Genomic DNA, 22,480 nt, shown 5'->3' on the forward strand with positions numbered 1-22,480 from the left:
TTGTTTCTACCGGCCGAGATTGGGAAACACCTGCAGCACGGCCCCGACGACATAGAGATAGATCCCCGTCGCCACCACGCCCCAGACCACCCAGGCCGGCGTATCGAAATGCAGGAGCAGCGCATAGCCGCCGAGCAGCGCCCAGAGGAAGAAGACGGCAAGGTTCAGCGCCCGCAGCCGCTGGACGCGCACCGGATGCAGGAAGTTGATCGGCATGAAGGTGAGGAAGACGGAGACGAAGACGATGATCGACGCCGTCAGCTCGCTCGCCTGGATGACGAACAGCGTGAACACCACCATGTTCCAGACGACCGGGAAACCGGAGAAGAAATATTCGTCCGTCTTCATGCCCATGTCGGCATAATAGATGGCGCTCGACACGACGATGGCGCCCGCGGCCACGAAGGACCAGGGCTCGCCGATCATGCCGCTCTGGTAGAGCGCAAAGGCGGGCAAAAGCACGTAGGTCACATAGTCGATGACATTGTCCAGCGTATCGCCGGACCAGTTCGGCAGCACTTCCTTGACCCGCACCTTGCGGGCGATCGGCCCGTCGATGCCGTCGACGAGCAGTGCCAGGCCAAGCCACCAGAACATGTCGACGAAACGGTGCTCGCCCGCGGCCACCACGCCGAGAAAGGCGAGGAAGGAGCCGGACGCCGTCAGGATATGGACGGAAAAGGCACGGATCTCCGCGTAGGGTACGCGTTTGTAGTTGAAAAACTTCATGGCCCTTCGCAGTCCATCCCTGGGGTTTTCATCGGCGGCGCGCCGACATGCCCTCTTACGCGGTCACTGCCCGTAATATGCATTGATTGCCCGGCATCGCCAGTGCAAATCGGCCACCCGTCCGGCGACTTGGCGCCCTGCGCCGATTCATCCCATGGAAATTGCCTCTTTGCCGGCCTAGATTCTGCCGGTAGAAGCGACCCCGATCCTGTGGGTAACGCTTGCCGCTTCGGAGGTCGGTCATGAGGCAATTCGATATCGCGGTCGTCGGCGCCGGCCTTGCCGGCAGCCTCGCGGCGCTGGCGCTCGCCGATTCGGGCGCAAGCGTCGCGCTGATCGCCCCGCCCGCCCGCGCAAATGACGGCCGCACCACGGCGCTGATGGACCAGTCCATCGCCTTCCTCAAGACGCTCGGCCTGTGGGAGGAGATCGCCCGCCATGCGGCCGCGCTCGAAACCATGCAGATCCTCGACGGCACGGCGCGCCTGCTGCGCGCCCCGCCCGTCGCCTTCCGCTCCAGCGAGGTCGGGCTGGAGGCCTTTGGCTATAATATCCCGAACGCGCCCTTCCTTGCGGTGCTGGACGCCCGCATCGCGGCGACCGGCAATATCGTGCGGATCGAGAGCGGCGTGACGGCCTCCAATGCCTTCGAGGAAGGCGTCGAGCTGACGCTCGAGGATGGCGGACGCGTCCTAGCCGGCCTCGTCGCCGGTGCCGACGGCCGGAAATCGAAGATCCGCGAGAGCGCCGGCATCGGCGTCAAGGCCTGGTCCTATCCGCAGGCCGCCCTCGTGCTCAATTTCTCGCACGAACGGCCGCACGGCAATGTCTCGACGGAGTTCCACACCGAGAGCGGCCCCTTCACGCAGGTTCCCCTGCCCGGCCGGCGCTCCAGCCTCGTCTGGGTGCTGCCGCCGAAGGAGGCGGCGCGCCTCGGCGACCTGTCCGCCGCCGATCTTGGCCACGCGGTCGAGGCACGCATGCAATCCATGCTCGGCAAGGTCACCGTCGAGGGCGCGGCGCAGCGTTTCCCGCTCTCCGGCATGACGGCCGAGCGGTTCGGCAAGGGCCGCATCGTGCTCCTCGGCGAAGCCGCCCATGCCTTCCCGCCGATCGGCGCGCAGGGCCTCAATCTCAGCCTGCGCGACATCATGGCCTTGAAGGAACTCGTCCAGGGGGCGGCACCGGCGAACGACGCGGGGATCGGCGAGCGCTTCGACCGCAGGCGGCAGGCGGACATCCGCTCGCGCACGCTCAGCGTCGACCTGCTCAACCGCTCGCTCCTCTCCGATTTCCTGCCCGTGCAGTTCCTGCGCTCGGCCGGCCTGCACCTGCTCTCCGCCCTCGGCCCCTTGCGCAGCATCGTCATGCGCGAAGGCATCGAGCCGCTCGGCTCGCTGAAGGCCTTTCGCGACGGCCTACGGGAACGGGTCGCCCGGAAGCAGGCCTGACTTGATGAGATAGAGCAGGATCGTCACCGTCGCGACGGACAGCACCGTCGTGATGAGGATGGTCGCCGACGCCCGCTCCTGCCACACGCCGTATTGCTGGCCGATGACGAAGACGTTGGTCGCCGTCGGCAGGGCGGCAAGCAGCACCGCGGTGAAGACCCAGACCGGATCGAAGTTGCCCGCAAGTCCGAGCACCAGATACATGGCGACCGGCAGCAGCAGGAGTTTTGCCGGCACGATGTAGCCGATCTCCACCGGTACCCGCTTTAAGGGCCGGAGCGCCAGCGTGACGCCCATGGCAAAGAGCGCGCAGGGCGCCGCCGCCTGCGCCAGGTAGTCGATCAGCCGCTGCAGCGGCGCCGGCGGCTCGAAGCCGGCAAAGGCCGCGCCGAAGCCGGCCGCCGTCGCGATGATGAAGGGATGGGTGACGATCTTGCGCAGCACCCCGGCGGCAATCTTGAGCGCCGGCTGCTTCTCCCCGCCGGCAAGCGCCATCAGCGCCGGCGCGACCATGAAATGCAGCATGTTCTCGAAGCAGAAGACCAGCGCCACCGGTACCGCCGCCGGCTCGCCGAAGGCGAGCAGCGCCAGGCCCGGCCCCATATAGCCGATATTGCCGTAGGCCGCCGCCAGCCCCTGGATCGTCGCCTCGCCTATCGACGCCCGCCGCAGCCAGAGCCCGATCGCGAAGATCAGGCCGAAGACCAGGTAGGTCGCGCTGATATTGGCGAGGATGAAGTCGATGCGCGTCAATTGCTCGATCGGCGTCTTGGCCACCAGCTTGAAGAACAGCGCGGGCAGCGCGATGTAGATGATGAAGGTGTTGAGCCAGCCGAGCGCCTCGACCGGCTGGCGCGTGATGCGGGCAACCACGTAGCCGAGGAAAATCATGCCGAAGAACGGCAGCACCAGTCCGATGATGTCAGCCATGGGCCGAAGCCTGCTCCCGCTTGCCTGGGGCATGTCGCGCAAGAGCGTGCGGCTGCTCTCTGCGACATGCGAAAAATCGAGGGGCCTGACGCGTGACGGCGCGAATCCAGTGGGATCGCGGTGCCTCAGGCCTCGTCCCGACTAGCCGATTTGCGAGAGAATGGGAAACGTTTGCTGGAACCAGATGGCGACGGTGCTGATATAGCCGAAGATGAAGGCAAGGCCGGTGAGGACGAGCAGAACGCCCATCACCTTCTCCACCGTGCCGAGGTGGCGGCGGAAACGCATGAGGAAGCGCATGAAGGCGCCGGAAAAGCCGGCCGCGATCCAGAACGGCACCGCAAGTCCCAGAGAGTAGATCGCAAGCAGGACGGCCCCGTCGCCCACCGTCTCGCGCGCCGCGGCGACGCCGAGGATCGCCCCCAGCACCGGCCCGATGCAGGGCGTCCAGCCGAAGGCGAAGGCAAGGCCCATGATGTAGGCGCCGGACGCCGTCGCCGGCTTGCCGCCGCCCTGGAAGCGCGCCTCGCGGGCAAAAAGCCCGATCCGCAGCACGCCGAGGAAATGCAGGCCCATCAGGATGATGATGACGCCGCCGACCTGCGCGAGAATGTCGAGATGCCGGCGCAGCACCATGCCGATCGTCGAGGCCCCGGCCCCGAGCGCCACGAAGACCGTGGCGAAACCGAGCGTGAAGCAGAAGGCCGCCAGGAGAACGGCCCCGCGCGTCTCGCGCCGCACCGCCACCGCATCCCCGCCCTTGAACTGCTCGACGGAAATGCCGGCCATGTAACAGAGATAGGGCGGAACGAGCGGCAAGACGCAGGGCGACAGGAACGAGAGGGCCCCGGCAAGAAGCGCGCTCAACAGGGAAATATCGGCGATCGACAAAGAACTACTCCGCAGCGGCGGTGAAAGGCGGCCAGGCCCGAAACCGGCCATGCCCGCCCCTCCAATGGCGCTTCCTAGTATCCGCCGAAACCCTCTCCTGCCAATCACCTTTTGGAGAACGCGGCGAAATGCAGCAAAAGCTGTTTTTCGCCGCATTTTCCGGGTTGACCCGGCAAATCCTCCTGCCTATGTTCCGCGCACTTCCGCGGGGCGCCTTCGCACCGCCAGGGAGCGCGTAGCTCAGCCGGTAGAGCAACTGACTTTTAATCAGTAGGTCCAGGGTTCGAATCCCTGCGCGCTCACCAAAAAATCAAAGGCTTAGCCTTTGAAATCAGCCTAAACGGGCTAAAATGACCCTCACACATGCCGCGTACAGTCTCGCAGCGCCACGAATACGCGTTGCTGCGGATTGCATCGACCATGGTCGAAGAGCGCAGGGAGGCCGTCATGGACATGGAGCTGTTCATTTTTCTGGTTCTGGTTGTCGTTTTCGCAGGCGGCGCAGGCCTCGTGATCGGCGGCGCACGATGGATCGTTTCGCACCTGGTCGGATTCGCCGACGAAGGACATGCCCACAGGCTGGCCCGCGCCCTTGGCAAACCCGCAAGCAAAGAAACGCAGATGCAGGGGTTGAGGAAGGGATTGATTTTGACGTCGGCCGGAGCCGCCCTCATGCTGGCTGGCTACTACGGTCTGAATGCCTTCACCGCATCCGAAAAAGAGGCGCGGCAACCAAGCGCAAAGCTACCCGACTCGTTTTGAAGCCAGCCATGCCGACACGAATGCGTCGATCTGGACGCTTCGATCTGCAAAAGCCTCGACGCGGATGCTTTCCCCCTTAATCGACCCGGGCCCTGTCGGGCAGGCCACTGGGCGCGACCTCCCCAAGTCGCGCAAAGCATGAGGTGACCGGCCGCAACTCCCGCTCTTCCGATCGCGCATATTATGAGCGGCTGGCAGGCCGCCGTCGGAGGTGCTGTCAGTAAACCGCGTATTTCAGAAGCCCGAGCGACCAGTTGACGCTTCGGTTTTCCGTGTCGCGGGTCCAGGTCTGCTGCAGCGTGCCGGCAATGTCGGCGATAGTGGTGCGGGCGTCGAGTTCCTTGGTCAGGCCGTAGTCGTTGGGGGCGACCTTGGTGAGGTCGACGTCGTCGGCGATGACGATGGCGACCAGCACGTTTTCGCTCGGGCCTTCCGCTTCGAAATCGAAGCCGTAATAATCGTCCGGAATGGTGAGCGGGGTGTTGGCGGAGAGCGGCGTGATCTTCTGGGCCGCCTCGTTCGGGAAGATCTGGGTCGCCTTGCCCTCCCTGTCGACGTCGTAGAGGATGAGGTGCCCGCCCGTGCTGCTGGTCACGGTGATGCGGAAGACGTCGCCGTTCTTCAGGCTGTCGGAGGAGAGCGCCACCTTGACGTCGCCGGTCTCGGCCTTGCCGAGGATATCGCCGACGGCATCCACCGGGTCGGCGGCGACATAGGCGGTCTGCTGGGTGTTCTCGACCTTCACCTCCTCGACCTTGCCGTAGTCGGGCGTCTGCTGCTGGGTGTCGCCGCCCGTCTGCGGCTGCTGGTATTGCTGGGCGGTGGCGTCGGCGGTCGGCGTTACGGCGCTGGCGCCGAGCAGGGCGTAGTTGACCTCCAGCTGCGGGTCGAGGCTCTGGCACTGGGTCTGCGCGGCGCAATAGGTCTGCGATTGCTTCTTCACATATTCGAGCAGTTCGGCATTGGAGACGATGCCGTTGCCGTTGCTGTCGCCCGCGGCGATCTCGTGGCCGTTCACATAGGAAAGCGTGAAGACGCCGTGGCGCTCGTCCGGCGGCAGGCGCGTGTCGTCCCAGGCGACCTGATAGGAGGAGGCGGCGCTCCAGGCCTCCACGCCGTTCTGCTTGGCGATTTCGGGCTTGTCGACCACCGCGACGTCGATGCGCAGGCCGCGCGTCTTGACCGCCTCCACCGGCTTGGCGAAGGGGCGCGGCAGGAAGCGCGCGCTTTCCAGCACCTCGCCGACCTTGGGCGAGAGCGAGCGCGAGATCGTGCCCGAATGGCAGGCGTCGATGACGATGGAGACGGCGCGGTCCTTGAGCTTGGCGAGCATCGCGTCGATCTCGTCGTCGAGAATGACATTGGTCCAGTCGCCGTCGCCGGCGGCGATGTCGAAGGTGGACAGCGCCTCGTCCAGCCCGTCCTCCTCGTCGCCGTTCTGGTCCTTCACCTGAAGGCCGTGGCCGGAGAAGTAGAAATAGACGCGGTCGCCGGGCTGGGTCCCGGCGATGAGCCATTCGTCGATGCTGGCGAGAATGGCGGCCCGGGTCGCATCCTTGTCGCGCAGGACGCGGATCGATTCGGGGGCGAACCCCTGCTTCTCCTTGAGCAGCTTCTCGATCAGCGGCACGTCGTTCTTCGGGCCTTCGAGGAACATCTTCTCGGGCAGCGTGGCATAGGTGCCGATGCCGATCAGAAGCGCCCGGTCGGCCGCCTTGGCGCCGGAAACGAGGCAGAGCGAGAGGAGAAGAGCGGCGGCGTAACGGATCATCAGAGCGTTTCCCGCGTGTAGAGGGGTTGGATGGCGACGCTCGCCTCCTTGCCGTCGAGCCGGGTCAGCAGCGCCTTCAGCAGGGTTTCGGACGTCACGGCCTTGTCGGCGAGCACCGCGCCGATCGCGTCGACCGGTTCCGCGGTCCAGATCGTGATCAGGTGATCGGCGCCGAAGGGCTTGACCACCTCGACATCCGTCAGCTTGAACTGCGAGCTGGCCGTGCCGGCCACCTGCATGTCGAGGAACTGCACCTCACCCGTATTGGCGAGGTTGAAGACCAGCATGTTCGGATAGCGGCCGGGCGGGGCGTCGAAGCGCAGGCGGTTTCCGGCGGCGTAGATGTCCTTCGCCGGCGTGAGCGAGACGGAACCGGGGTTCTGGCTTGCGAGCGCCTTCAGGAAGTCGAGCAGCACATATTTGTCGACCACAGCCTGGATGCGGTCCGCCCCGACATTCTCCGCCGCCACGTCGCCGTTCGGGGTGTAGAAGACGCCGCCCGCCACATCCCAGCGATAGGGCGTGCCGGAGCCGTCGGCGTTCTTCGGCCTGTCGGCGGTGCCGTCGATCTGGAGCGCGATGCTGCCCGTCCAGCCGAGCTCCCTGGCCGGCTTGATGGCCTTCGGCGTGGTCGCGGCGCCGCCGGTATCGGAGGTGTCCGTCGCCGCCACCGTGGCGGTCTCGACCGGAATGCCGCGCGTCAGCCGCACGACGACCTCGCCCTCCGAGCGCGCCACCTGCGGCATGAAGTTCGGCACCTGCAAGGCTTCCGAGCGGTTCTTCACGTTGGAGAAGATATAGTCTTCCAGCTCGATGCGGGTGATGACGCCGTCGCCGTCGCGGTCGGCGCTGCCTTCCACGGCGCGGGCGAAACTCCAGCTGAGCGCGCCGCGCGGCTCGCCGTCGATGATGACCTCCGGCGTCGGCTGGCTTTCGAGCGAGGCGGCGAGCACCGTGACCTGCTTGAAATCGATCTCCTTGAGGTTGGCGCCGGCCAGCGCCTCCTGCGAGGGCGGCGCGAGCTTGACCGTGACGGCCGGCGCCAGCCGGCTCTTGCCGGTGACGGAACGGCTCATGCCGCCGGAAAAGCAGCTGTCGGACACGAAGAGCACATGCACGCCCTTGCTTTCCGCCTCGCCGAACCAGGCGTTCATCTCGTTGTCCACGATGATCTCGTTCGAGGTTTCCGCATAGCGGTTGCGATCGAAGCCCGGCAACTGGAGGAATTCGTCGAGCCCGTCGGCCTCGTCGCCGGCGACCAGTTCGGGCATCTGCGCGCCGTGGCCGGCATAGGTGAAGATGATCGTATCGCCCGCCACCGCCTCAGCGACCATGTCGGTCCAGGCCTTGCGGATATCGTCCTTGCGCGCCTCGGCATTGGTGAATTTCCGCACCGTGAAGCCCGCCGCGCTCATCGCGCGATAGACGTCCTCCGCATCGCGCACCGCGCCGTCGAGGCTGACATCGTTGGGATACTGGTCGATCCCGACGACGAGCGCATGGGTCTGCGCGGCCCGGGCCGGAAGCGGCATTGCGGCGGCAAGGCAGAGCGCAAGAGCGGTTCCGGCAAAAGCGCGAAGCAGCCTTGCGCCGGCAGGTGCGCCAACACAAGATGGCAGGGCGCTCTCGCCTTTCGGGGAAAAGCGGAAAGGCTCCAGCAGGCGGGGCAGCATCCTGGTCATTCCACGTCCACTTCCACCCGGCGGTGCAGCTGGTTCAGCGTCTCCGTGTCATAGGCGCTGGCGTCGTCCGGCTTGAAGGGCTGGTCCTCGCCCTTACCTACCACGGTGATCGTGCCGGCATAACCGTTGCTGGAGAGATAGCTCTTCAGCGTCTCGGCACGCGCGACGGACAGCTTGTAGTTGGCGTCCGCCGAGCCGACGGGATCGGTATGGCCGATCAGCGTGATCGATGTGGGCTTGACCGCCTTCAGGCATTCGGCGAGGTCCTTCGCCGCCTCGATGCCCTCCGGCGTGAAGTCCGCCGTGCCGAAGACGTAGCGCACGGGCGTCGACTTCTTCTTGATCTTCACGCCGCGGAAGGAGACCTTGCAGCCGCCGCGCATGGCGAGCTGCACCGGCCGCGGCGCCGCAAGGCGCATTTCGCTGGCGAGCTTGTCGAGGCGCAGGATGTATTGCTCGTCCGGCGCCATCCAGTCCGGCGTCAGCGTCTCGTTCGAGCCGTCCTCCAGGGCGAGCTGGTAGAAGCGGGCCGCCTGTTCGTAATCCTTGCGCTCGCGCGCGAGGTCGCCCAGCGCATCCAGCACCTGCCAGGGGCCGCCATACTGGCGCTGCAGGTCTTCCAGCGCCTGCCGGTGGTCGGAAAGCTTTCCGCCGGCGCCGACAGCGGCGACGATGCGGTTGAAGGTGACGAGCGATGCGACGCGGCCGGTGAGCGCGCGCTCGTTGGCGCTGCAATTGGCCGTGCCGGCCGTTTCGGCGAGCGCGTGCGCCTTCTGTTCGTCCCCTGCGTTGAGCGCCTCGACAACGCCGGTAAAGGCGTCGCAGGCCGCGGCAGCCGGAGCCGCTCCGGCCAGTACGAAAAGTGTCGCTGCAAGGGATCGCTTCAGCATTGTCGGTCCAGCCCTCATATCCTCATGGAAGAAACGGACAGGGGCCCGAAGGCCCCTGCCCCATGCATCATTTGATCTCGAACGTCACCATCTGGACGCCGCTTGCCCCGTTGTCCTTCTCGGCCTGCTTGGCGAGATTGATGGCAAGGCCCCGCGTTACCGGCTGTTTCGTGCTTGCGGCCAGTTCCTTGGCTTTTTCGGCCGTCAGCTTCTGGTCGCCAAGGCCGCCGATGCGGCAATAGGCGATCATCGTTTCGCCGGGCGACGGCGAATCGAAGGTGAGGTTGCCCGTGCCCGGCTGCGGGATCAGGCGGCGTTCCCCGGCATTCAGCGTCGTATTGCCGATCATCACGTCCGGAATGATCTCCACGTTGCCGGTATCCTCCACATACATCACCTGCAGCTCGCAGGCATGGTTGGTGCTCAGTTCAAAGGCAAGGTAGTCCCCCACCTTCGCACTTGTCGATGCCACATGGACGGCAAGTTTCACCTTGCTCTCCTTGGCCTTGTCGTCCTGCTTGTACGCCGGCACGACATAGCTCGCGCTCGCGGACTGGTCGCCGCCGGTCGCCTGGCCCTGCGTGCCCGCCTGCTGGTAGGCGTCGTTGCTGGCGGCGGCCTGCTCCTGCTCGGGCTGCTGCTGGTAGGCGTCGTTGTTTGCGACCGCCTGCTCCTGCTTCTGTTCCGGCTGCTGGTAGCCGGTATTGCCTGCCGTGTTCACCGCCCCGTCCGGGTTGACGCCGCGCTTCAGCGGCTCGAGCTGGAGCAGCGGCTGCAGCATGAAGGCATATTGCTCCTCGACCTCGACGCGCGGGATCGTGGCCCCCGCCTCGAGCGTGGCGACCCAGTCGAGGCCGATGCGCAGCGCATTGACGTCGGTGAGGCGGCGGATGTCGGACGAGAACTCCTCCGGCGTCATGTCGAACTCGGCCGCAAGCTGCTCGAAGTTCAGCTCGTCCTCGTACTTGTCGGCGAAGTAGGTGAAGATCTCCGCGCCGCCGGGCGCCTTCAGGCTGGTCTTGCCGCCGCCGGCCGTCGGCTCCGTGATGCCGAGGCGGTCGAGCGCGGCGACGAAGCGATCCGTGTCACGCTTGTAGACCTCGTTCAGCTCCTCCTGCGGCACGTAGATGGCGAGCAGCTCGTCCTGCTGGTCCTTGGAGAACAGCGTCGATGTCTCGATATGCTCGCGGAGCTGGTCGCGCTTCGACAGGATGCCGTCGAAATGGCAGTCGAAGCACGAGCGCGCATTGATGATCTCGACGCCCTTGCCGATCGGCCGCTTGCGGAAGGAGACGATCGCCGTCGGGCCGATGTCGAGCTGGTCGCCCTTGTTGGTCGACAGGTAGTAGCCCTGCATGCCGTTCGGGAGCGAGAAGATCATTTCGCCGCCGTCATGCTCGAAGGGCTGGAGGCCGGCCTTCAGGCGAATGCCCTCCGGACCTGCCGGGAAGCGCTTCAGCACCTGCCGGCCGACGTCGCCGGCGAAGTCGTAGGATTTCCAGTAGTAGCCGCCGAAGGGCATGTCGTGCCGTTCCAGCATGCGGTTGTGGTCGGAAACACCGGACGAACCGTCGGCAAAGCCGGCGCGGACGATGCGGCGGCGCTCGATGTTCTGCTCGACGGGCACGCCGAAACGCTTTTCCAGCTCGGCGATGTTCGTCGGCAGTTTCATGAGGCGGTTATAGACCTTCGGCCGGGCGCCGTTGCTCATGAACCAGTCGACGCGCATGATCGGCAGCTGCGTCTGCGTCGCCTTGGCAAGCGAGTGCAGCTGGGCGTCGCTGACGGGGTCTACGCCGTAGAAATATTCGTTGATCAGGAAGTCGTAGTCCTCCTGGCTCCATTCGAGATCGCGCAGGTCGACGCGCACGAGCAGGCCGTCGGAGCCCTCCACCTCTTCCGGCAGCACCAGCTCCGGCCCGTAGGAGAGCGAGTTGAGCAGCTTCTTGAAGCCGCCGGCCAGCACCCTCATGCGCTTCAGGAAGGTCTCGTGCGATTCGCAGCTCATCATGCCGTTGTACTGGTCGCGATAGCTGAAGTAGCGCATGAACGGCTGGTCGTGCTCGTCGACCCTGGAGATGTCGCGCAGCGCCAGCTCGACGAAGTCGAGATATTTCAGCATCGGCCGCGAGCGCTCGGTCTTCGTGGCGGAGACGGCGGTCGGGATGGCGTCCTTGTTCAGCGAGTTGATCCAGTTGGCAAGGCTCTGCACCTCCGCATCGTCCGGGCGCTTTCCGAGCGGCATGCGCCCGCTCGTGACGCTGGTGTAGAGCAGCGACTTGGCGGCATCGCCGGGAGTCACGAAGGCCGGATTGGCGGCGATCGAGGCAAGGTCGCCCGCCGGGAACGAACCTTGCGAGCTTTCGCCCGGGCCATGGCAGTTGCGGCAATATTTGCCGATGAAGGCATCGGCCGCCGAGGCGAACTCGGCGCTGCCGCCGCCGGCGGTCAGGGCGCTTTCGGCGGTCGCTTCGCTGCAGACCGGCGCGGTGCTGGTCTCGACCGGCGTCACCTTCACCTCGCGGTCGGCGAGGAAGGCGTACATCGCCTGCTTGTCCTCGTCGGAGAGCGTCGAGAGGCCCTGCGCGATGCGGCGCATGACCGGGTCGGACAGCGGCGAACCGGAGAGTTTCTTGCCCTCGTCGATCAGGCCCCTGGTGAAGACCTCGTGCGAGGCAAGGCCGCTCATGCGCGCCTTGGTGATATCGGGCGCGACCGCGCCGGTCAGGCCCTTCTCCCCCTCATAGGCGCGGGCGAGATCGAGGCCATAGGTCGTGGTGCGCGGCGTGTGGCAATCGCCGCAGCCGCCGACATTCTCGACCAGGTAGCGGCCGCGCTCCATCTGCGTCTCCTCGCGCGGCTGGTAGGCCTGCACGGTGAAATGGCTGCGCTTCCAGAGCGTGATCGTCGTCTGGCGGCTGAACGGGAAGGCGATCTCGTGTTCCTTCGAGGCGGCATCGGATTGCGGCAGCGTCTCGATATAGGCCTTGATGTCCAGCACGTCCTCCGGCTTCATGCCGCCATAGGACGTGTACGGCATCACCGGGTAGAGATTGTCGCCGTCCTTCTTGAGCCCGACCATCACGGCGTTCAGGAAGTCCGCATTGGACCAGCCGCCGATGCCGTTGGGATGGGCGGAAATGTTCGGCGCGAAGAACTTGCCGATCGCCGTCTGCATCTCCATGCCGCCGGACAGAAGCTCGGTATTGTCGCCGGAGCCGTGGCAGGCGCCGCAGCCGGCGGCGTTGAACAGGAGCTTGCCGTTTTCCGCATCCGCCTTGTAGGTGCCGAAGGCATCCGGCGCGAACTGGTCGACGGCGAGCGCCCCGGTCGGACAGAATGCCGCCACGGCGAGGCCGAAGGCAGCGGCAAGCCGGGCGCCGGGGCTGAAGAATGATGTCCTGAACATGCGCATGGCTTGTTCCTTTCGCTCCATGGAGCCGGCGCACCGGCTGGAAATGCAATCCTTGAGACACAATTCCGGATGAGAAACCGCCTTGCAGTTTCCCCGGAAACTGTCCTACCGAAACTCGAAACGCTCGAACTCGACGCGGCGCGGCGCCTTGCCGAGTTCTCTCAATCCTTTTTCGATCGCCAGCCTGAGCGGCGGCGGACCGCAGAACCACAGGTCGGCCTCGGCCGGGTTCATGCTGGTGCCGGAGACGAGCTTGGTCGCGTCGAAACGCCCGTCCGTCGCCGAATTGTGCAGCACGAAGTTGAAGTTCTCGAGCTTTTCCGCCTGCGCCCGGAACGTGTCGAGGCCGATCGCCTCGGCCCCGTCGCGCACGCAGTAGACCATGTGGATGTCCTGCCCCTCGTCGCCCTTCAGCCGGCTCGCCATGGCGAGGAACGGCGTGACGCCGATGCCGCCGGCAAGCCAGATCTGCTTCTTGCCGCCGCGCCTGTGGTTGAAATGCCCGTAGCCGCCCTCCAGCGTCAGCGCATCGCCGACCGCCACCGCCTCGCGCAGCGCCTTGGTGTAGTCGCCGAGCGGCTTGATGGCGAAGCGCACCGAGCCGTCGTCCTCGATGCCGGCGATGGTGAAGGGATGCGGCTCGCGCAGGCCCGGCTTGTTGACGCGGAAGAAACCGAACTGGCCGGGCATGGCCCTGAGCTTGCGGCCCGTCGGTTTCGCCGAGATGATCGTCGCCCCGTCATGACGCTCGACATTCACCACCTCGTATCTTCGCGTGCGCAGCCATGGCAGGAGCTGGGTATAGGCGTAGCTGAGGATCCCGAGCGCGGCGAAGAGGTTGAGATAGACCGCCAGCAGCACCGTGCCGTCATAGGGACGCTTGATGAACATCTGGTGGAAGGCGACGAGCACGAAGAGCAGGCCGATGAAGCGGTGCGTGATGCGCCAGTACTGGTAGGGAATCTGGAAGCGCGTCTTCGGGATCACCTTCACCAGGCTGAGGACGAGCAGGAAGACGAAGCCGTAGAAGGCCCATTCGCCCGCCGTCCTGGCGAGCACGTTGAGGCCGCTCGTCACCGACAGGCCCTGGAAATCCGGCGCCACGAAATAGTGCACGAGGATAAGACAGAGCACCGCGATGCCGATCTTGCGGTGGAACTGGTAGATGCGGTCGAGCCCGCCGAACAGCTTCTCGATGAAGGGCGGACGCGTCGCCATGAACTGCGCAATGCCCATGGCAACGAAGGCCATGGAGGAGGCCATCAGGGAGAATGTGGTTCCGGCATTGGTATGGCTGACGGCCGGCACGGCCAGCAAGCCGGCAAAAATGATCAAAAGTGTTGCGACGATGGAACCCGCAGTCAACGTATGCCCCCACAAATTCAACTGGTCCGGTCCGAAATCCAAGGCATGCTGGCAAGGCCCATGACGTTCGTCAACCGCATTCCTCCTATCGACGGGCGGGCACACGGCTTTATTCGGGATGGTTTTTTAGGAACGGGAAATGTCTCGGGACGGCGGGGAGCGCGGCGCCGCGGGCCGGGCACGGATACGAAAAGGGCGCCGTCCGGCGCCCTGCAATGCGTTCCCTATCGCCGGCCCGGCTACCTGGCGAACCGCTTGAGCTCGTCACGCGCCCGGTCGGCGAGCGGGTGGTCCGGATGGCGCGCGATGAACAGTTCCAGCGCCTCGCGCGTGCCCTTCGACTTCAGATTTTCATATTCCGCCTGTACGGCCTTTTCCGGATCGGAGGGTTTCGCCATGATGCCGCCCGTGCCTGCGGGCGCTTCGCCAGCCGCCGCCAGGACAAGACAGGTGCTCGCCACAATAGATATCTTCGATAGCAATTTTAACCTCCGGTCGAATACCATTCGGTAATTATCCGTCCTGTGCTACGGGGCTTCCATCTCACCACGGGAAGCGTGCATGTTTCAAGGGTTCACAGAATCGACCCGAATTGCGGTCTATCCAAGGCACGCCCCACGACATCCAGCATAGCAGGAGAATGCGACATGACAGGTATCGGCAAGACCACCAAGACGATCGGCAAGACCGGCATAACGATGATTGACGGCGTTCTGTCGGGAAATGCCTGGTCGGGCTCGGTGACCTATGCGTTTCCGACCTCTTCCTCCGCCTACACCTATGCAGGCGAACGTGACAACGGCTTCGGCACGATATCCTCGATGCAACAATCGGCTGCCCGCTTCGCACTGGATGCGAGCTTCGGCAACGCGGCGAACAACGGCTTTTCGGTCGAAGGGTTCACCCGCCTCTCCGTTTCGCAGGGAAGCGCGACGAGCTCCAACCTGCGCTTTGCCGAATCGAACGACCCGAGCACGGCCTGGGCCTACTATCCCGGCACGACCGACGGCGACGGCGACCTCTGGTTCGGCCGCTCGTTCGACTACCGCTCGCCCGTCGCCGGCAACTATTCCTGGGCGACCATGCTGCACGAGATCGGCCATGCGCTCGGCCTCAAGCACGGCCATGAGGCGGACGACGGTTTCCCCGCCCTGCCCGCCAGCAAGGATTCGATGGAATATTCCATCATGACCTACCGTTCCAACGTCGGCGGCCCTGCCGACGGCTACAGGAACGGCGAGTTCGACTATGCCCAGACCTACATGATGGCCGACATCGCCGCCCTGCAACGCATGTACGGCGCCGACTTCTCGACCAATTCCGGCAACACGGTCTACAAGTGGAAGCCCGGCAGCGGCGACACGCTCGTCAATGGCAAGGTCGCCATCGATGCCGGCGGCAACCGCATCTTCGCCACCATCTGGGACGGCGGCGGCAAGGACACCTACGACCTCTCCGCCTACAAGACCGGCGTCAGCGTCGACCTTCGCCCCGGCCAGCATTCGAAATTCAGCGATACCCAGCTCGCCCTGCTGAATTTCGAAAGCGATGCCTATGCCCGCGGCAACATCTTCAACGCCCTCCTGTTCAAGGGGGACCAGCGCTCGCTGATCGAGAACGCCAAGGGCGGCAGCGGCAATGACGTGCTGCGCGGCAACCAGGCGAACAACACGCTGCAGGGCAATGCCGGCAACGACAAGCTCTACGGCATGCTCGGCAACGACAAGCTCGACGGCGGCAAGGGCAACGACGTGCTTACCGGCGGCGCGGGCCAGGACGACTTCGTCTTCAAGAAGGGCTACGGCCGCGACACGATCACCGACTTCAAGGACAATGTCGACGATATCGACCTGCGCTCCTACAACTTCTCCAAGGTCGACACCGTGCTCGGCAAGGCTTCGCAGGTCGGCGACGACGTGCATATCAAGCTCTCCGCCACCGACATCCTGATCCTCGACGACTTCAAGCTGAAGGATCTCGACGCGCGCGATTTCCTGCTCTGATTTCCAGCAAGAATCCGAGCGCAGCACAGGCCGGAACCCGGGTTCCGGCCTTTTTTCGTGCCACGTCGTAAGGCTGCTCCTGATATATCAGAACAATGGACATCTGTTTGGGCGCATGCCACGATGTGATATATCAACAGGGAACCCGACATGACGGAAAGCGCGGCCTCGCAAGCCCACCTCGCCTATCTCGCCCTCGAAGGGCTGATCGTCACGCTCAAGCTGAAGCCCGGTTCGCTCGTCACGGAACGCCAGCTCATCGCGCTTGCCGGCCACGGCCGCACGCCGGTGCGCGAGGCGATCCAGAAGCTGGAATGGCAGGGCCTGATCGCCGTGCGCCCGCGGGCCGGCCTGCAGATCACCGCGATCAGGCCCGAGGACCATGCCGAGGTGATGGCGACGCGACGTCAGCTCGAACCGCTTGCCGCCGATCTCGTCGCCCGCCATGCCGGCGAGGCGCATCGCGGCGAGCTCGTCGCCTGCGCGCAGGCGATGACCGCCTGCTCGATCCATTCCGACATGGAAGGCTTCCTTGCTGCCGACAAGGCGTTCGACGAGATCATGGAGGCGGCCTGCCCCAACCGCTTCCTGACGGCCGCCCTCGCCCCGCTGCAGACCCATGCCCGCCGCCTCTGGTTCGCGCGCGCCGACAACCGGCAGATGGACCGCTCGGTGGACCTGCATGTGAAGGTGATCCGCGCCATCCGCAACGCCGACGGCCCGGCCGCCGCCACGGCCATGGCGACCCTCATCGACGATCTCACCGGCTGAAACGAAAAGGGCGGCCCGAAAGCCGCCCCGTCAATCCTCAAGGAACCGTTCGCTCAGTCGACGAAGGCGCGCTCGATGACGAATTCGCCGGGCTTGTTGTTGGCGCCCTCGATGAGGCCCGCCTCTTCCAAAAGCGCCTTGGTTTCCTTCAGCATCGCCGACGAGCCGCAGATCATACCGCGGTCGACCGCCGGGTCGAAATGCGGCACGCCGAGATCGGAGAACATCTTGCCGTTGCGGATGAGGTCGGTGATGCGGCCCTGGAACGGGTAGTCCTCGCGCGTCACGGTCGCATAGTGGCGCAGCTTGTTGCCGACGACTTCCGAAAGGAACTCGTGGTTGCGGATCTCCTCGACGAGGTCGAAGCCGTATTTCAGCTCGGCGACCTCGCGGCAGGTATGCGTCAGGATAACCTCGTCGAACTTCTCGTAGGTTTCCGGATCGCGCATCAGGCTGGCGAAGGGCGCGATGCCCGTGCCGGTCGAGAACATGTAGAGCCGCTTGCCCGGCGTCAGCGCGTCGAGCACCAGCGTGCCGGTCGGCTTCTTGCGCATCAGCACCGTGTCGCCCGGCTTGATCTGCTGGAGATGGGAGGTCAACGGGCCGTCCGGCACCTTGATCGAGAAGAACTCCAGTTCCTCGTCCCAGGAGGGGCTGGCGATCGAATAGGCGCGATAGACGGGCTTGTCGCCGACCATCAGGCCGATCATCGCGAACTCGCCCGAGCGGAAGCGGAAGCTTTCCGGACGCGTCATGCGGAAGCGGAACAGGCGATCCGTATAGTGCTGCACGCTCGTCACCGTCTCGGCGAAAACGCCGGCGGGGATTGCGGAAGCGACAAAATCTTCGGTCTTGGCAGGTGCGTTCATTTCGGGATCGGTCCTGGCTTCGCGTCGAGAAAATTTGACGATAGGCAGATATTACATGTTGAGCGGCAAAGGAAGGTATTCCGTTCCAATGCGCTGATTGGCCGCGCAATAGTTTGCCGTTCGCGCCGATTTTGCGCAAGGCCGGCCGCCCGGCGTTGATCTTGCGCAAACCTGCCATGAAATTGCGGCTATTCGCCGGCCGGCTCCCGCCCTCAGGCCCGCCGGCGCCAGCTGTAGGAACCGACATCCTCGGAGGGACGGGCGGTCGGCTGGTAGTGGTTGTCGATGCCCGGCAGGCGGTTTTCCGCAAGCCGCTTCAGCGCCGTCGCATTGGTGACGGCGAAGCTGTCGATGCCACAGCGCAGCATCAGCGGGATCTGGTCGATCAGCACGTCGCCGACCGCCCTCACCTCGCCCTTGAAGCCGAGGCGCGCGCGCAGCAGCGAGGCATGGCTGAAGGCCCGCCCGTCGCTGAAGGCCGGGAAGGCGACCGCGACCAGCGCGATGCGGTCGAGATGGCCTTCGAGCCTGCGCACGTCGTCCGCCGGGTTGATCAGCACGCCGAGGCCGGTCTCGTCGGTCTCGGAGACCTTTGCAAGGAAATCGCCGAGGCCGAGGATCGCCTTCTCGTTCGAGCCCGCCTTGGTCTCCTCGCTTTCGATCACCCAGGGATCGTCGGTCACGAAACCGGTTTCGTTCCAGATTTTCGTCATCACCGCTCTCCTCAGGCTGCCGCAGCGGTCTTGTCGCCGTAGAGCGCATCCTTGAACGGCTGCGGCCCGACGCGGCGATAGGCCGTCAGGAAGGTCTCGGAGGGATCGAGGCGGAGGCCGAGATAGGTATCGACGATCACCTCGATCGCGTCCGTCACCTTCTCCGGCTCGAAGCCGCGGCCGATGATCTCGCCGATCGACGTGTTCTCGTCGCCGGAGCCGCCGAGCGTGATCTGGTAAAGCTCCTCGCCCTTCTTCTCCACGCCGAGCAGGCCGATATGGCCGACATGGTGGTGGCCGCAGGCATTGATGCAGCCGGAGATCTTGATCTTCAGCTCACCGATCTCGGCCTGGCGCTCGGCCGAGCCGAAGCGGGCGGAGATCTCCTGCGCGACCGGGATCGAGCGGGCATTGGCCAGCGCGCAATAGTCCAGCCCCGGACAGGCGATGATATCCGTGATGAGGCCGGCATTGGCGGTTTCGAGCCCGGCGGCGACGAGGCCGCGATAGATCGGCTCCAGATCGGCCAGCGCCACATGCGGCAGGATGAGGTTCTGCTCGTGGCTGACGCGGATCTCGTCGAAGGCGTATTCCTCCGCGATATCGGCGACCGCCTCCATCTGCGCGTCCGTCGCATCGCCCGGAATGCCGCCGATCGGCTTCAGCGAGATCGTCACGCTGGCATAGTCGGGATGCTTGTGCGGATGCACATTGTGCTGCACCCAGCGGGCAAAGTCGGCATCGGCCTTCTTCCACTGCGCAAGGCTCGCCCAGCCCTCGGCGCGGGAGGCAAGCGCGGGCGGCGCGAAATAGGCGGTGATGGCGGCGATATCCTTCTCCGGCAGCTTCAGCTCGGTGTTCTTCAGTTCGGCGAACTCCACTTCCACCTGCCGCGCCAGTTCCTCCGCACCCGTCTCGTGCACGAGGATCTTGATGCGCGCCTTGTACTTGTTGTCGCGCCGGCCGTGCAGGTTGTACACGCGCATGATCGCGGTCGTATAGGAGAGCAGATCCTCTTCCGGCAGGAAGTCGCGGATCTTCTTGGCGACCATCGGCGTACGGCCCTGCCCGCCGCCGACATAGACGGCAAAGCCGATCTCGCCCGTCTCATTCTTCTTCAGGTGCAGGCCGATGTCGTGCACCTGGATCGCCGCGCGGTCGCGCTCGGCACCGGTAACGGCGATCTTGAACTTGCGCGGCAGGAAGGAGAACTCCGGATGCACGGAGGACCACTGGCGCAGGATTTCCGCATAGGGACGCGGATCGGCGACCTCGTCGGCCGCAGCGCCGGCGAAGTGGTCGGCCGTGACGTTGCGAATGCAGTTGCCCGAGGTCTGCAGCGCATGCATCTCGACCGTCGCGAGATCGGCGAGCGCATCCGGCAGTTCCGACAGCTTCGGCCAGTTGTACTGGATGTTCTGGCGCGTGGTGAAATGGCCGTAGCCGCGGTCGTACTTGCGGGCGATAAAGGCGAGCATGCGCATCTGGCGCGCATTCAGCGTGCCGTAGGGGATCGCAACGCGCAGCATGTAGGCGTGAAGCTGCAGATAGACGCCGTTCATCAGGCGCAACGGCTTGAAGGCATCCTCGGCCAGCTCGCCGGAGAGGCGGCGGCCGACCTGATCGCGGAACTGCTCCACCCGGCTGGAGACAAAGGCGTGATCGAATTCGTCGTAGCGATACATAAACGTTCCTCAGGCGGCCGGTGCGGCCGTCGCAGTCAGGCCGGCATAACCGGCGGCATAGGCAATGGTCGGGCCGGCGGCGCGGATGCGCTCGCGCATGCGCAGCGGCCGCAGCACGCCATCCACCTCTTCGACGTCGACGACGTTCACGTCAACCACCTTGTTGTCGGCGAAAGCCTGCTTGCCGGTCGCCTCCAGCGCATCGACGGCCTCCTTGTGGCGCGCGACGAAGGCGGCCTGGAGCTGTTCGTTCCAGTTGCCGCTCGCATCCAGCCAGACGGAAATGCCGTCGGAAAGGCGGTTGGCTGTCAGAACCTTGTCGGCCATGTCATGCTCCCAATGCTGCTGTGGTTCGGACCGGCTCGCGGACGGCGAGCGGTTCGGAATGTTCGAAATTGGCGCCCGCGACGGCATCGCCGATGATCACCATGACGGGGCCGGTCAGTTCGTCGCGATGCTCGAGGCCTGGCAGGTCCTTCAGCGTGCCGTGCAGCAGCCGCTTTTCCCGCCGGCTGGCATTCTCCACGACGGCGACGGTCGTCTCGGCCGGCAGGCCCGCCTCCATCAGCCGGGCGGCGACGGAAGCCGCAACTGTGCGGCCCATATAGACGGCGACGGTGGCGCCGGAGATCGCAAGCCGCGCCCAATCCGGCAGGACCGAGCCCGTCAGGTCGTGCCCCGTCGTGAAGACGAGCGAGGAGGCGACGCCGCGCAGCGTCAGCGGCAGTTCGAAATCGGCGGCCGCGGCAAAGGCGGAGGTGATGCCGGGCACGACCTCGTAGGTGACGCCGGCCTGGCGGAGCGCCGCCATTTCCTCGCCGGCGCGACCGTAGACCAGCGGATCGCCGGATTTCAGGCGCACGACGCGCTTTCCCGCCTTGCCGAGTTCGACGATGAGGTCGTTGATCTCGTCCTGCGACTTGGAGTGACAGCCCTTGCGCTTGCCGACGGAAAGGCGCTCGGCATCGCGGCGCCCCATGTCGACGATGGCCTGCGGCACGAGCGCATCGAAGACGATGACATCGGCTTCCATCATCACGCGCTGGGCGCGCAGCGTCAGGAGATCTTCCGCGCCCGGGCCGGCGCCGACCAGCCAGACATGGCCGGCGGCGCGGCCCTGCGAGGTCAGGAGCGAATCGGCGGTGCGGTGCGCGAGATCGATATCGCCATTGTTGACGGCGTCGGCCACAGCGCCCTGAAAGAAGCGGCGCCAGAAGACGCGGCGCGTCACGCCGCGCGGCAGGAGGCGGTCGACGGCCTCGCGGTAGCCGTTGGCAAGGCTGGCGAGCCGGCCGAGCGAGGGCGAAAGGATCTGGTCGACCTGCGCGCGAATCATCTGCGCCAGGACGGGGCCTGCGCCCTCCGTGCCGATGGCGACGGCGACGGGCGCGCGGTTGACGAGCGCCGGCGTGAAGAAATCGCAATGGTCCGGCTGGTCGACGGCATTGACCGGAATGCGCAGCGCCCGGGCCGCGGCGGAGATCGCACGGTCGGCGACGGCATCCCCCGTCGCGGCGAAGACGAGCGCCGCATCGGCGATGGCATCGCTGGAGAAGGGCGCGCGCACCAGCTCCAGCCCCTTGTCCGCGATGAAGCGGGCGAAATCGGCCTCCGGCGCCTCGGCGAGCACGACGATCCGGGCATCCGTGTTGAACAGCAGCCGGGCCTTGGCGAAAGCCTCGTCGCCCTCGCCCACGACAACGACCGTCCGGCCGCTGACGCGGAAGAACGCCGGGAATGTCGAAAGCTTCTGATTTGCTGCGGTCATGGTGTGGTCCGGTTGAAGTGTGCGCACTATCGCGAATAATAGCCAGGAACAAAAGAAACAGAAATTCCAATGGCTCCGGGGGCGCGTATTGTTTTGCTCGCACCTCCCGCATTTTGAGCATAAGTCACCGGCCGCCCTTGCCTGTCCACCGCGGCGACCGCTAAGGAGGCATCATCACGCCAACGGGGATTCCCATCATGGACCAGTCCGCCCTCGCAAAGCGCCTCCTCGACGTCATCGAAGCCGATATCCTGCCGCTGACCGCTGAAGGCGTTGCCACTGGCAACAAGGTTTTCGGCGCCGCGATCCTGCAAAAATCCGATCTGTCGCTGGTCATCGCCGAAACGAACAACGAGACGGAAAACCCGCTCTGGCATGGCGAGGTGCACACGCTGAAACGCCTCTACGAGCGCATCGAGAAGCCGGATACCAGGGACTACGTCTTCCTCTCCACGCACGAGCCCTGCTCCATGTGCCTTTCGGCCATCACCTGGGCCGGCTTCGACAATTTCTATTATTTGTTCAGCCACGAGGATTCGCGCGACAGTTTTGCGATCCCGCACGATCTGCGCATCCTCAAGGAGGTCTTCCGGCTCGATCCCGGCGGCTATGCCAGGACGAACGCCTTCTGGCACTCCGCCGCCATCGCCGATCTGATCGCCACGTCCGACGAGCCCGCGAAGGCGGCATTGAAGGCGCAGGACGCAAGGATCCGCGCCGCCTATGACGACCTGTCGGACGCCTACCAGTCCGGCAAGACCGGCAACAACATCCCGCTCAACTGA

The 22,480-nt window shown here is 65.2% G+C and carries 19 protein-coding genes and 1 tRNA gene; 6 read left to right on the forward strand and 14 right to left on the reverse strand.

Annotated features, from left to right (window positions below; genetic code table 11):
- Positions 1–6: 6 nt before the first annotated feature.
- A complete protein-coding gene (gene pcsA, locus WMC41_RS10040; protein ID WP_244765358.1) occupies positions 7–729 on the reverse strand; it encodes a phosphatidylcholine synthase in 723 nt (240 codons plus the stop codon).
- Between the two features lie 242 nt (positions 730–971).
- On the opposite strand from pcsA, the gene WMC41_RS10045 reads away from it, so the two are divergent.
- Entirely contained in the window at positions 972–2,180 is a 1,209-nt protein-coding gene (locus WMC41_RS10045; protein ID WP_432347941.1) for a UbiH/UbiF family hydroxylase, read from the forward strand.
- Here the strand turns inward: WMC41_RS10045 and WMC41_RS10050 are convergent.
- Positions 2,148–3,110 (reverse strand): AEC family transporter, encoded by a 963-nt coding sequence (locus WMC41_RS10050; protein WP_432347943.1) that lies wholly within the window; start codon positions 3,108–3,110, stop codon positions 2,148–2,150. The two genes, WMC41_RS10045 and WMC41_RS10050, sit on opposite strands and share 33 nt — an antisense overlap.
- Positions 3,111–3,251: 141 nt before the next feature.
- Entirely contained in the window at positions 3,252–4,001 is a 750-nt protein-coding gene (locus WMC41_RS10055) for a cytochrome c biogenesis CcdA family protein (protein WP_064330188.1), read from the reverse strand.
- Positions 4,002–4,230: 229 nt separating this feature from the next.
- Between WMC41_RS10055 and WMC41_RS10060 the strand changes: the two genes are divergently transcribed.
- A tRNA-Lys gene (locus tag WMC41_RS10060) sits at positions 4,231–4,306 on the forward strand.
- Between the two features lie 58 nt (positions 4,307–4,364).
- Positions 4,365–4,763, forward strand: a complete 399-nt coding sequence (locus tag WMC41_RS10065; RefSeq protein ID WP_432347945.1) for a hypothetical protein — start codon at positions 4,365–4,367, stop codon at positions 4,761–4,763.
- A 217-nt stretch (positions 4,764–4,980) separates the two neighbouring features.
- Here the strand turns inward: WMC41_RS10065 and WMC41_RS10070 are convergent, their stop codons facing one another.
- The 6 genes from WMC41_RS10070 to WMC41_RS10095 all read right to left on the reverse strand — a co-directional run bounded on the left by WMC41_RS10070 (position 4,981) and on the right by WMC41_RS10095 (position 14,347).
- Positions 4,981–6,534, reverse strand: a complete 1,554-nt coding sequence (locus tag WMC41_RS10070; RefSeq protein WP_432347946.1) for a caspase family protein — start codon at positions 6,532–6,534, stop codon at positions 4,981–4,983.
- A complete protein-coding gene (locus tag WMC41_RS10075) occupies positions 6,534–8,216 on the reverse strand; it encodes a caspase family protein (RefSeq protein ID WP_432347948.1) in 1,683 nt (560 codons plus the stop codon). The genes WMC41_RS10070 and WMC41_RS10075 overlap by 1 nt, the downstream gene beginning before the upstream one ends.
- Entirely contained in the window at positions 8,213–9,106 is an 894-nt protein-coding gene (locus WMC41_RS10080; RefSeq protein ID WP_432347950.1) for an OmpA family protein, read from the reverse strand. Before WMC41_RS10080 ends, WMC41_RS10075 begins: the two co-directional genes overlap by 4 nt.
- A 67-nt stretch (positions 9,107–9,173) precedes the next feature.
- Positions 9,174–12,521: a c-type cytochrome gene (locus WMC41_RS10085; RefSeq protein WP_432347952.1), complete on the reverse strand. Its 3,348-nt coding sequence runs from the start codon at positions 12,519–12,521 to the stop codon at positions 9,174–9,176.
- 105 nt (positions 12,522–12,626) lie between these two features.
- Positions 12,627–13,886: a ferredoxin reductase family protein gene (locus tag WMC41_RS10090; RefSeq protein WP_244765350.1), complete on the reverse strand. Its 1,260-nt coding sequence runs from the start codon at positions 13,884–13,886 to the stop codon at positions 12,627–12,629.
- A gap of 239 nt (positions 13,887–14,125) precedes the next feature.
- Positions 14,126–14,347 carry a hypothetical protein gene (locus WMC41_RS10095; RefSeq protein ID WP_288077692.1) on the reverse strand — a complete coding sequence of 74 codons (222 nt, stop codon included), beginning with the start codon at positions 14,345–14,347 and terminating at the stop codon, positions 14,126–14,128.
- A 186-nt stretch (positions 14,348–14,533) separates the two neighbouring features.
- Here WMC41_RS10095 and WMC41_RS10100 point away from each other — a divergent pair, with 186 nt between their 5' ends.
- The gene (locus tag WMC41_RS10100; RefSeq protein WP_244765348.1) at positions 14,534–15,889 is read left to right on the forward strand and encodes a M10 family metallopeptidase; all 1,356 of its coding nucleotides are present in this window, start codon (positions 14,534–14,536) and stop codon (positions 15,887–15,889) included.
- 150 nt (positions 15,890–16,039) lie between these two features.
- The gene (locus WMC41_RS10105; protein ID WP_432347955.1) at positions 16,040–16,660 is read left to right on the forward strand and encodes a GntR family transcriptional regulator; all 621 of its coding nucleotides are present in this window, start codon (positions 16,040–16,042) and stop codon (positions 16,658–16,660) included.
- Between the two features lie 53 nt (positions 16,661–16,713).
- On the opposite strand, the gene WMC41_RS10110 is transcribed toward WMC41_RS10105, so the two are convergent.
- The 5 genes from WMC41_RS10110 to cysG form a co-directional block, all read right to left on the reverse strand.
- Positions 16,714–17,529 (reverse strand): ferredoxin--NADP reductase, encoded by an 816-nt coding sequence (locus tag WMC41_RS10110; protein ID WP_272805599.1) that lies wholly within the window; start codon positions 17,527–17,529, stop codon positions 16,714–16,716.
- Positions 17,530–17,741: 212 nt separating this feature from the next.
- Positions 17,742–18,242: a DUF934 domain-containing protein gene (locus WMC41_RS10115; protein ID WP_244765345.1), complete on the reverse strand. Its 501-nt coding sequence runs from the start codon at positions 18,240–18,242 to the stop codon at positions 17,742–17,744.
- Between the two features lie 11 nt (positions 18,243–18,253).
- The gene (locus WMC41_RS10120; RefSeq protein ID WP_432347958.1) at positions 18,254–19,927 is read right to left on the reverse strand and encodes a nitrite/sulfite reductase; all 1,674 of its coding nucleotides are present in this window, start codon (positions 19,925–19,927) and stop codon (positions 18,254–18,256) included.
- 9 nt (positions 19,928–19,936) lie between these two features.
- Positions 19,937–20,254 carry a DUF2849 domain-containing protein gene (locus WMC41_RS10125; protein ID WP_288077696.1) on the reverse strand — a complete coding sequence of 106 codons (318 nt, stop codon included), beginning with the start codon at positions 20,252–20,254 and terminating at the stop codon, positions 19,937–19,939.
- 1 nt (position 20,255) lies between these two features.
- On the reverse strand, positions 20,256–21,695 hold the full coding sequence (cysG, locus tag WMC41_RS10130) for a siroheme synthase CysG (protein ID WP_432347960.1): 1,440 nt from the start codon (positions 21,693–21,695) through the stop codon (positions 20,256–20,258).
- A 197-nt stretch (positions 21,696–21,892) separates the two neighbouring features.
- Here cysG and WMC41_RS10135 point away from each other — a divergent pair, with 197 nt between their 5' ends.
- Positions 21,893–22,480 carry a nucleoside deaminase gene (locus WMC41_RS10135; RefSeq protein ID WP_432347962.1) on the forward strand — a complete coding sequence of 196 codons (588 nt, stop codon included), beginning with the start codon at positions 21,893–21,895 and terminating at the stop codon, positions 22,478–22,480.

Source organism: Shinella yambaruensis (assembly GCF_050859155.1).
Taxonomy (GTDB): domain Bacteria; phylum Pseudomonadota; class Alphaproteobacteria; order Rhizobiales; family Rhizobiaceae; genus Shinella; species Shinella yambaruensis.

Excerpts from the sequence above, each read along its gene's own strand:
- WMC41_RS10110 (WP_272805599.1), bottom strand. The coding sequence starts at position 17,529 with ATGAACGCACCTGCCAAGACCGAAGATTTTGTCGCTTCCGCAATCCCC.
- WMC41_RS10135 (WP_432347962.1), top strand. The coding sequence starts at position 21,893 with ATGGACCAGTCCGCCCTCGCAAAGCGCCTCCTCGACGTCATCGAAGCC.
- pcsA (WP_244765358.1), bottom strand. The coding sequence starts at position 729 with ATGAAGTTTTTCAACTACAAACGCGTACCCTACGCGGAGATCCGTGCC.
- WMC41_RS10075 (WP_432347948.1), bottom strand. The coding sequence starts at position 8,216 with ATGACCAGGATGCTGCCCCGCCTGCTGGAGCCTTTCCGCTTTTCCCCG.
- WMC41_RS10115 (WP_244765345.1), bottom strand. The coding sequence starts at position 18,242 with ATGACGAAAATCTGGAACGAAACCGGTTTCGTGACCGACGATCCCTGG.
- WMC41_RS10125 (WP_288077696.1), bottom strand. The coding sequence starts at position 20,254 with ATGGCCGACAAGGTTCTGACAGCCAACCGCCTTTCCGACGGCATTTCC.
- WMC41_RS10085 (WP_432347952.1), bottom strand. The coding sequence starts at position 12,521 with ATGCGCATGTTCAGGACATCATTCTTCAGCCCCGGCGCCCGGCTTGCC.
- WMC41_RS10105 (WP_432347955.1), top strand. The coding sequence starts at position 16,040 with ATGACGGAAAGCGCGGCCTCGCAAGCCCACCTCGCCTATCTCGCCCTC.
- WMC41_RS10120 (WP_432347958.1), bottom strand. The coding sequence starts at position 19,927 with ATGTATCGCTACGACGAATTCGATCACGCCTTTGTCTCCAGCCGGGTG.
- WMC41_RS10070 (WP_432347946.1), bottom strand. The coding sequence starts at position 6,534 with ATGATCCGTTACGCCGCCGCTCTTCTCCTCTCGCTCTGCCTCGTTTCC.
- WMC41_RS10080 (WP_432347950.1), bottom strand. The coding sequence starts at position 9,106 with ATGCTGAAGCGATCCCTTGCAGCGACACTTTTCGTACTGGCCGGAGCG.
- WMC41_RS10100 (WP_244765348.1), top strand. The coding sequence starts at position 14,534 with ATGACAGGTATCGGCAAGACCACCAAGACGATCGGCAAGACCGGCATA.
- cysG (WP_432347960.1), bottom strand. The coding sequence starts at position 21,695 with ATGACCGCAGCAAATCAGAAGCTTTCGACATTCCCGGCGTTCTTCCGC.
- WMC41_RS10050 (WP_432347943.1), bottom strand. The coding sequence starts at position 3,110 with ATGGCTGACATCATCGGACTGGTGCTGCCGTTCTTCGGCATGATTTTC.
- WMC41_RS10045 (WP_432347941.1), top strand. The coding sequence starts at position 972 with ATGAGGCAATTCGATATCGCGGTCGTCGGCGCCGGCCTTGCCGGCAGC.
- WMC41_RS10065 (WP_432347945.1), top strand. The coding sequence starts at position 4,365 with ATGCCGCGTACAGTCTCGCAGCGCCACGAATACGCGTTGCTGCGGATT.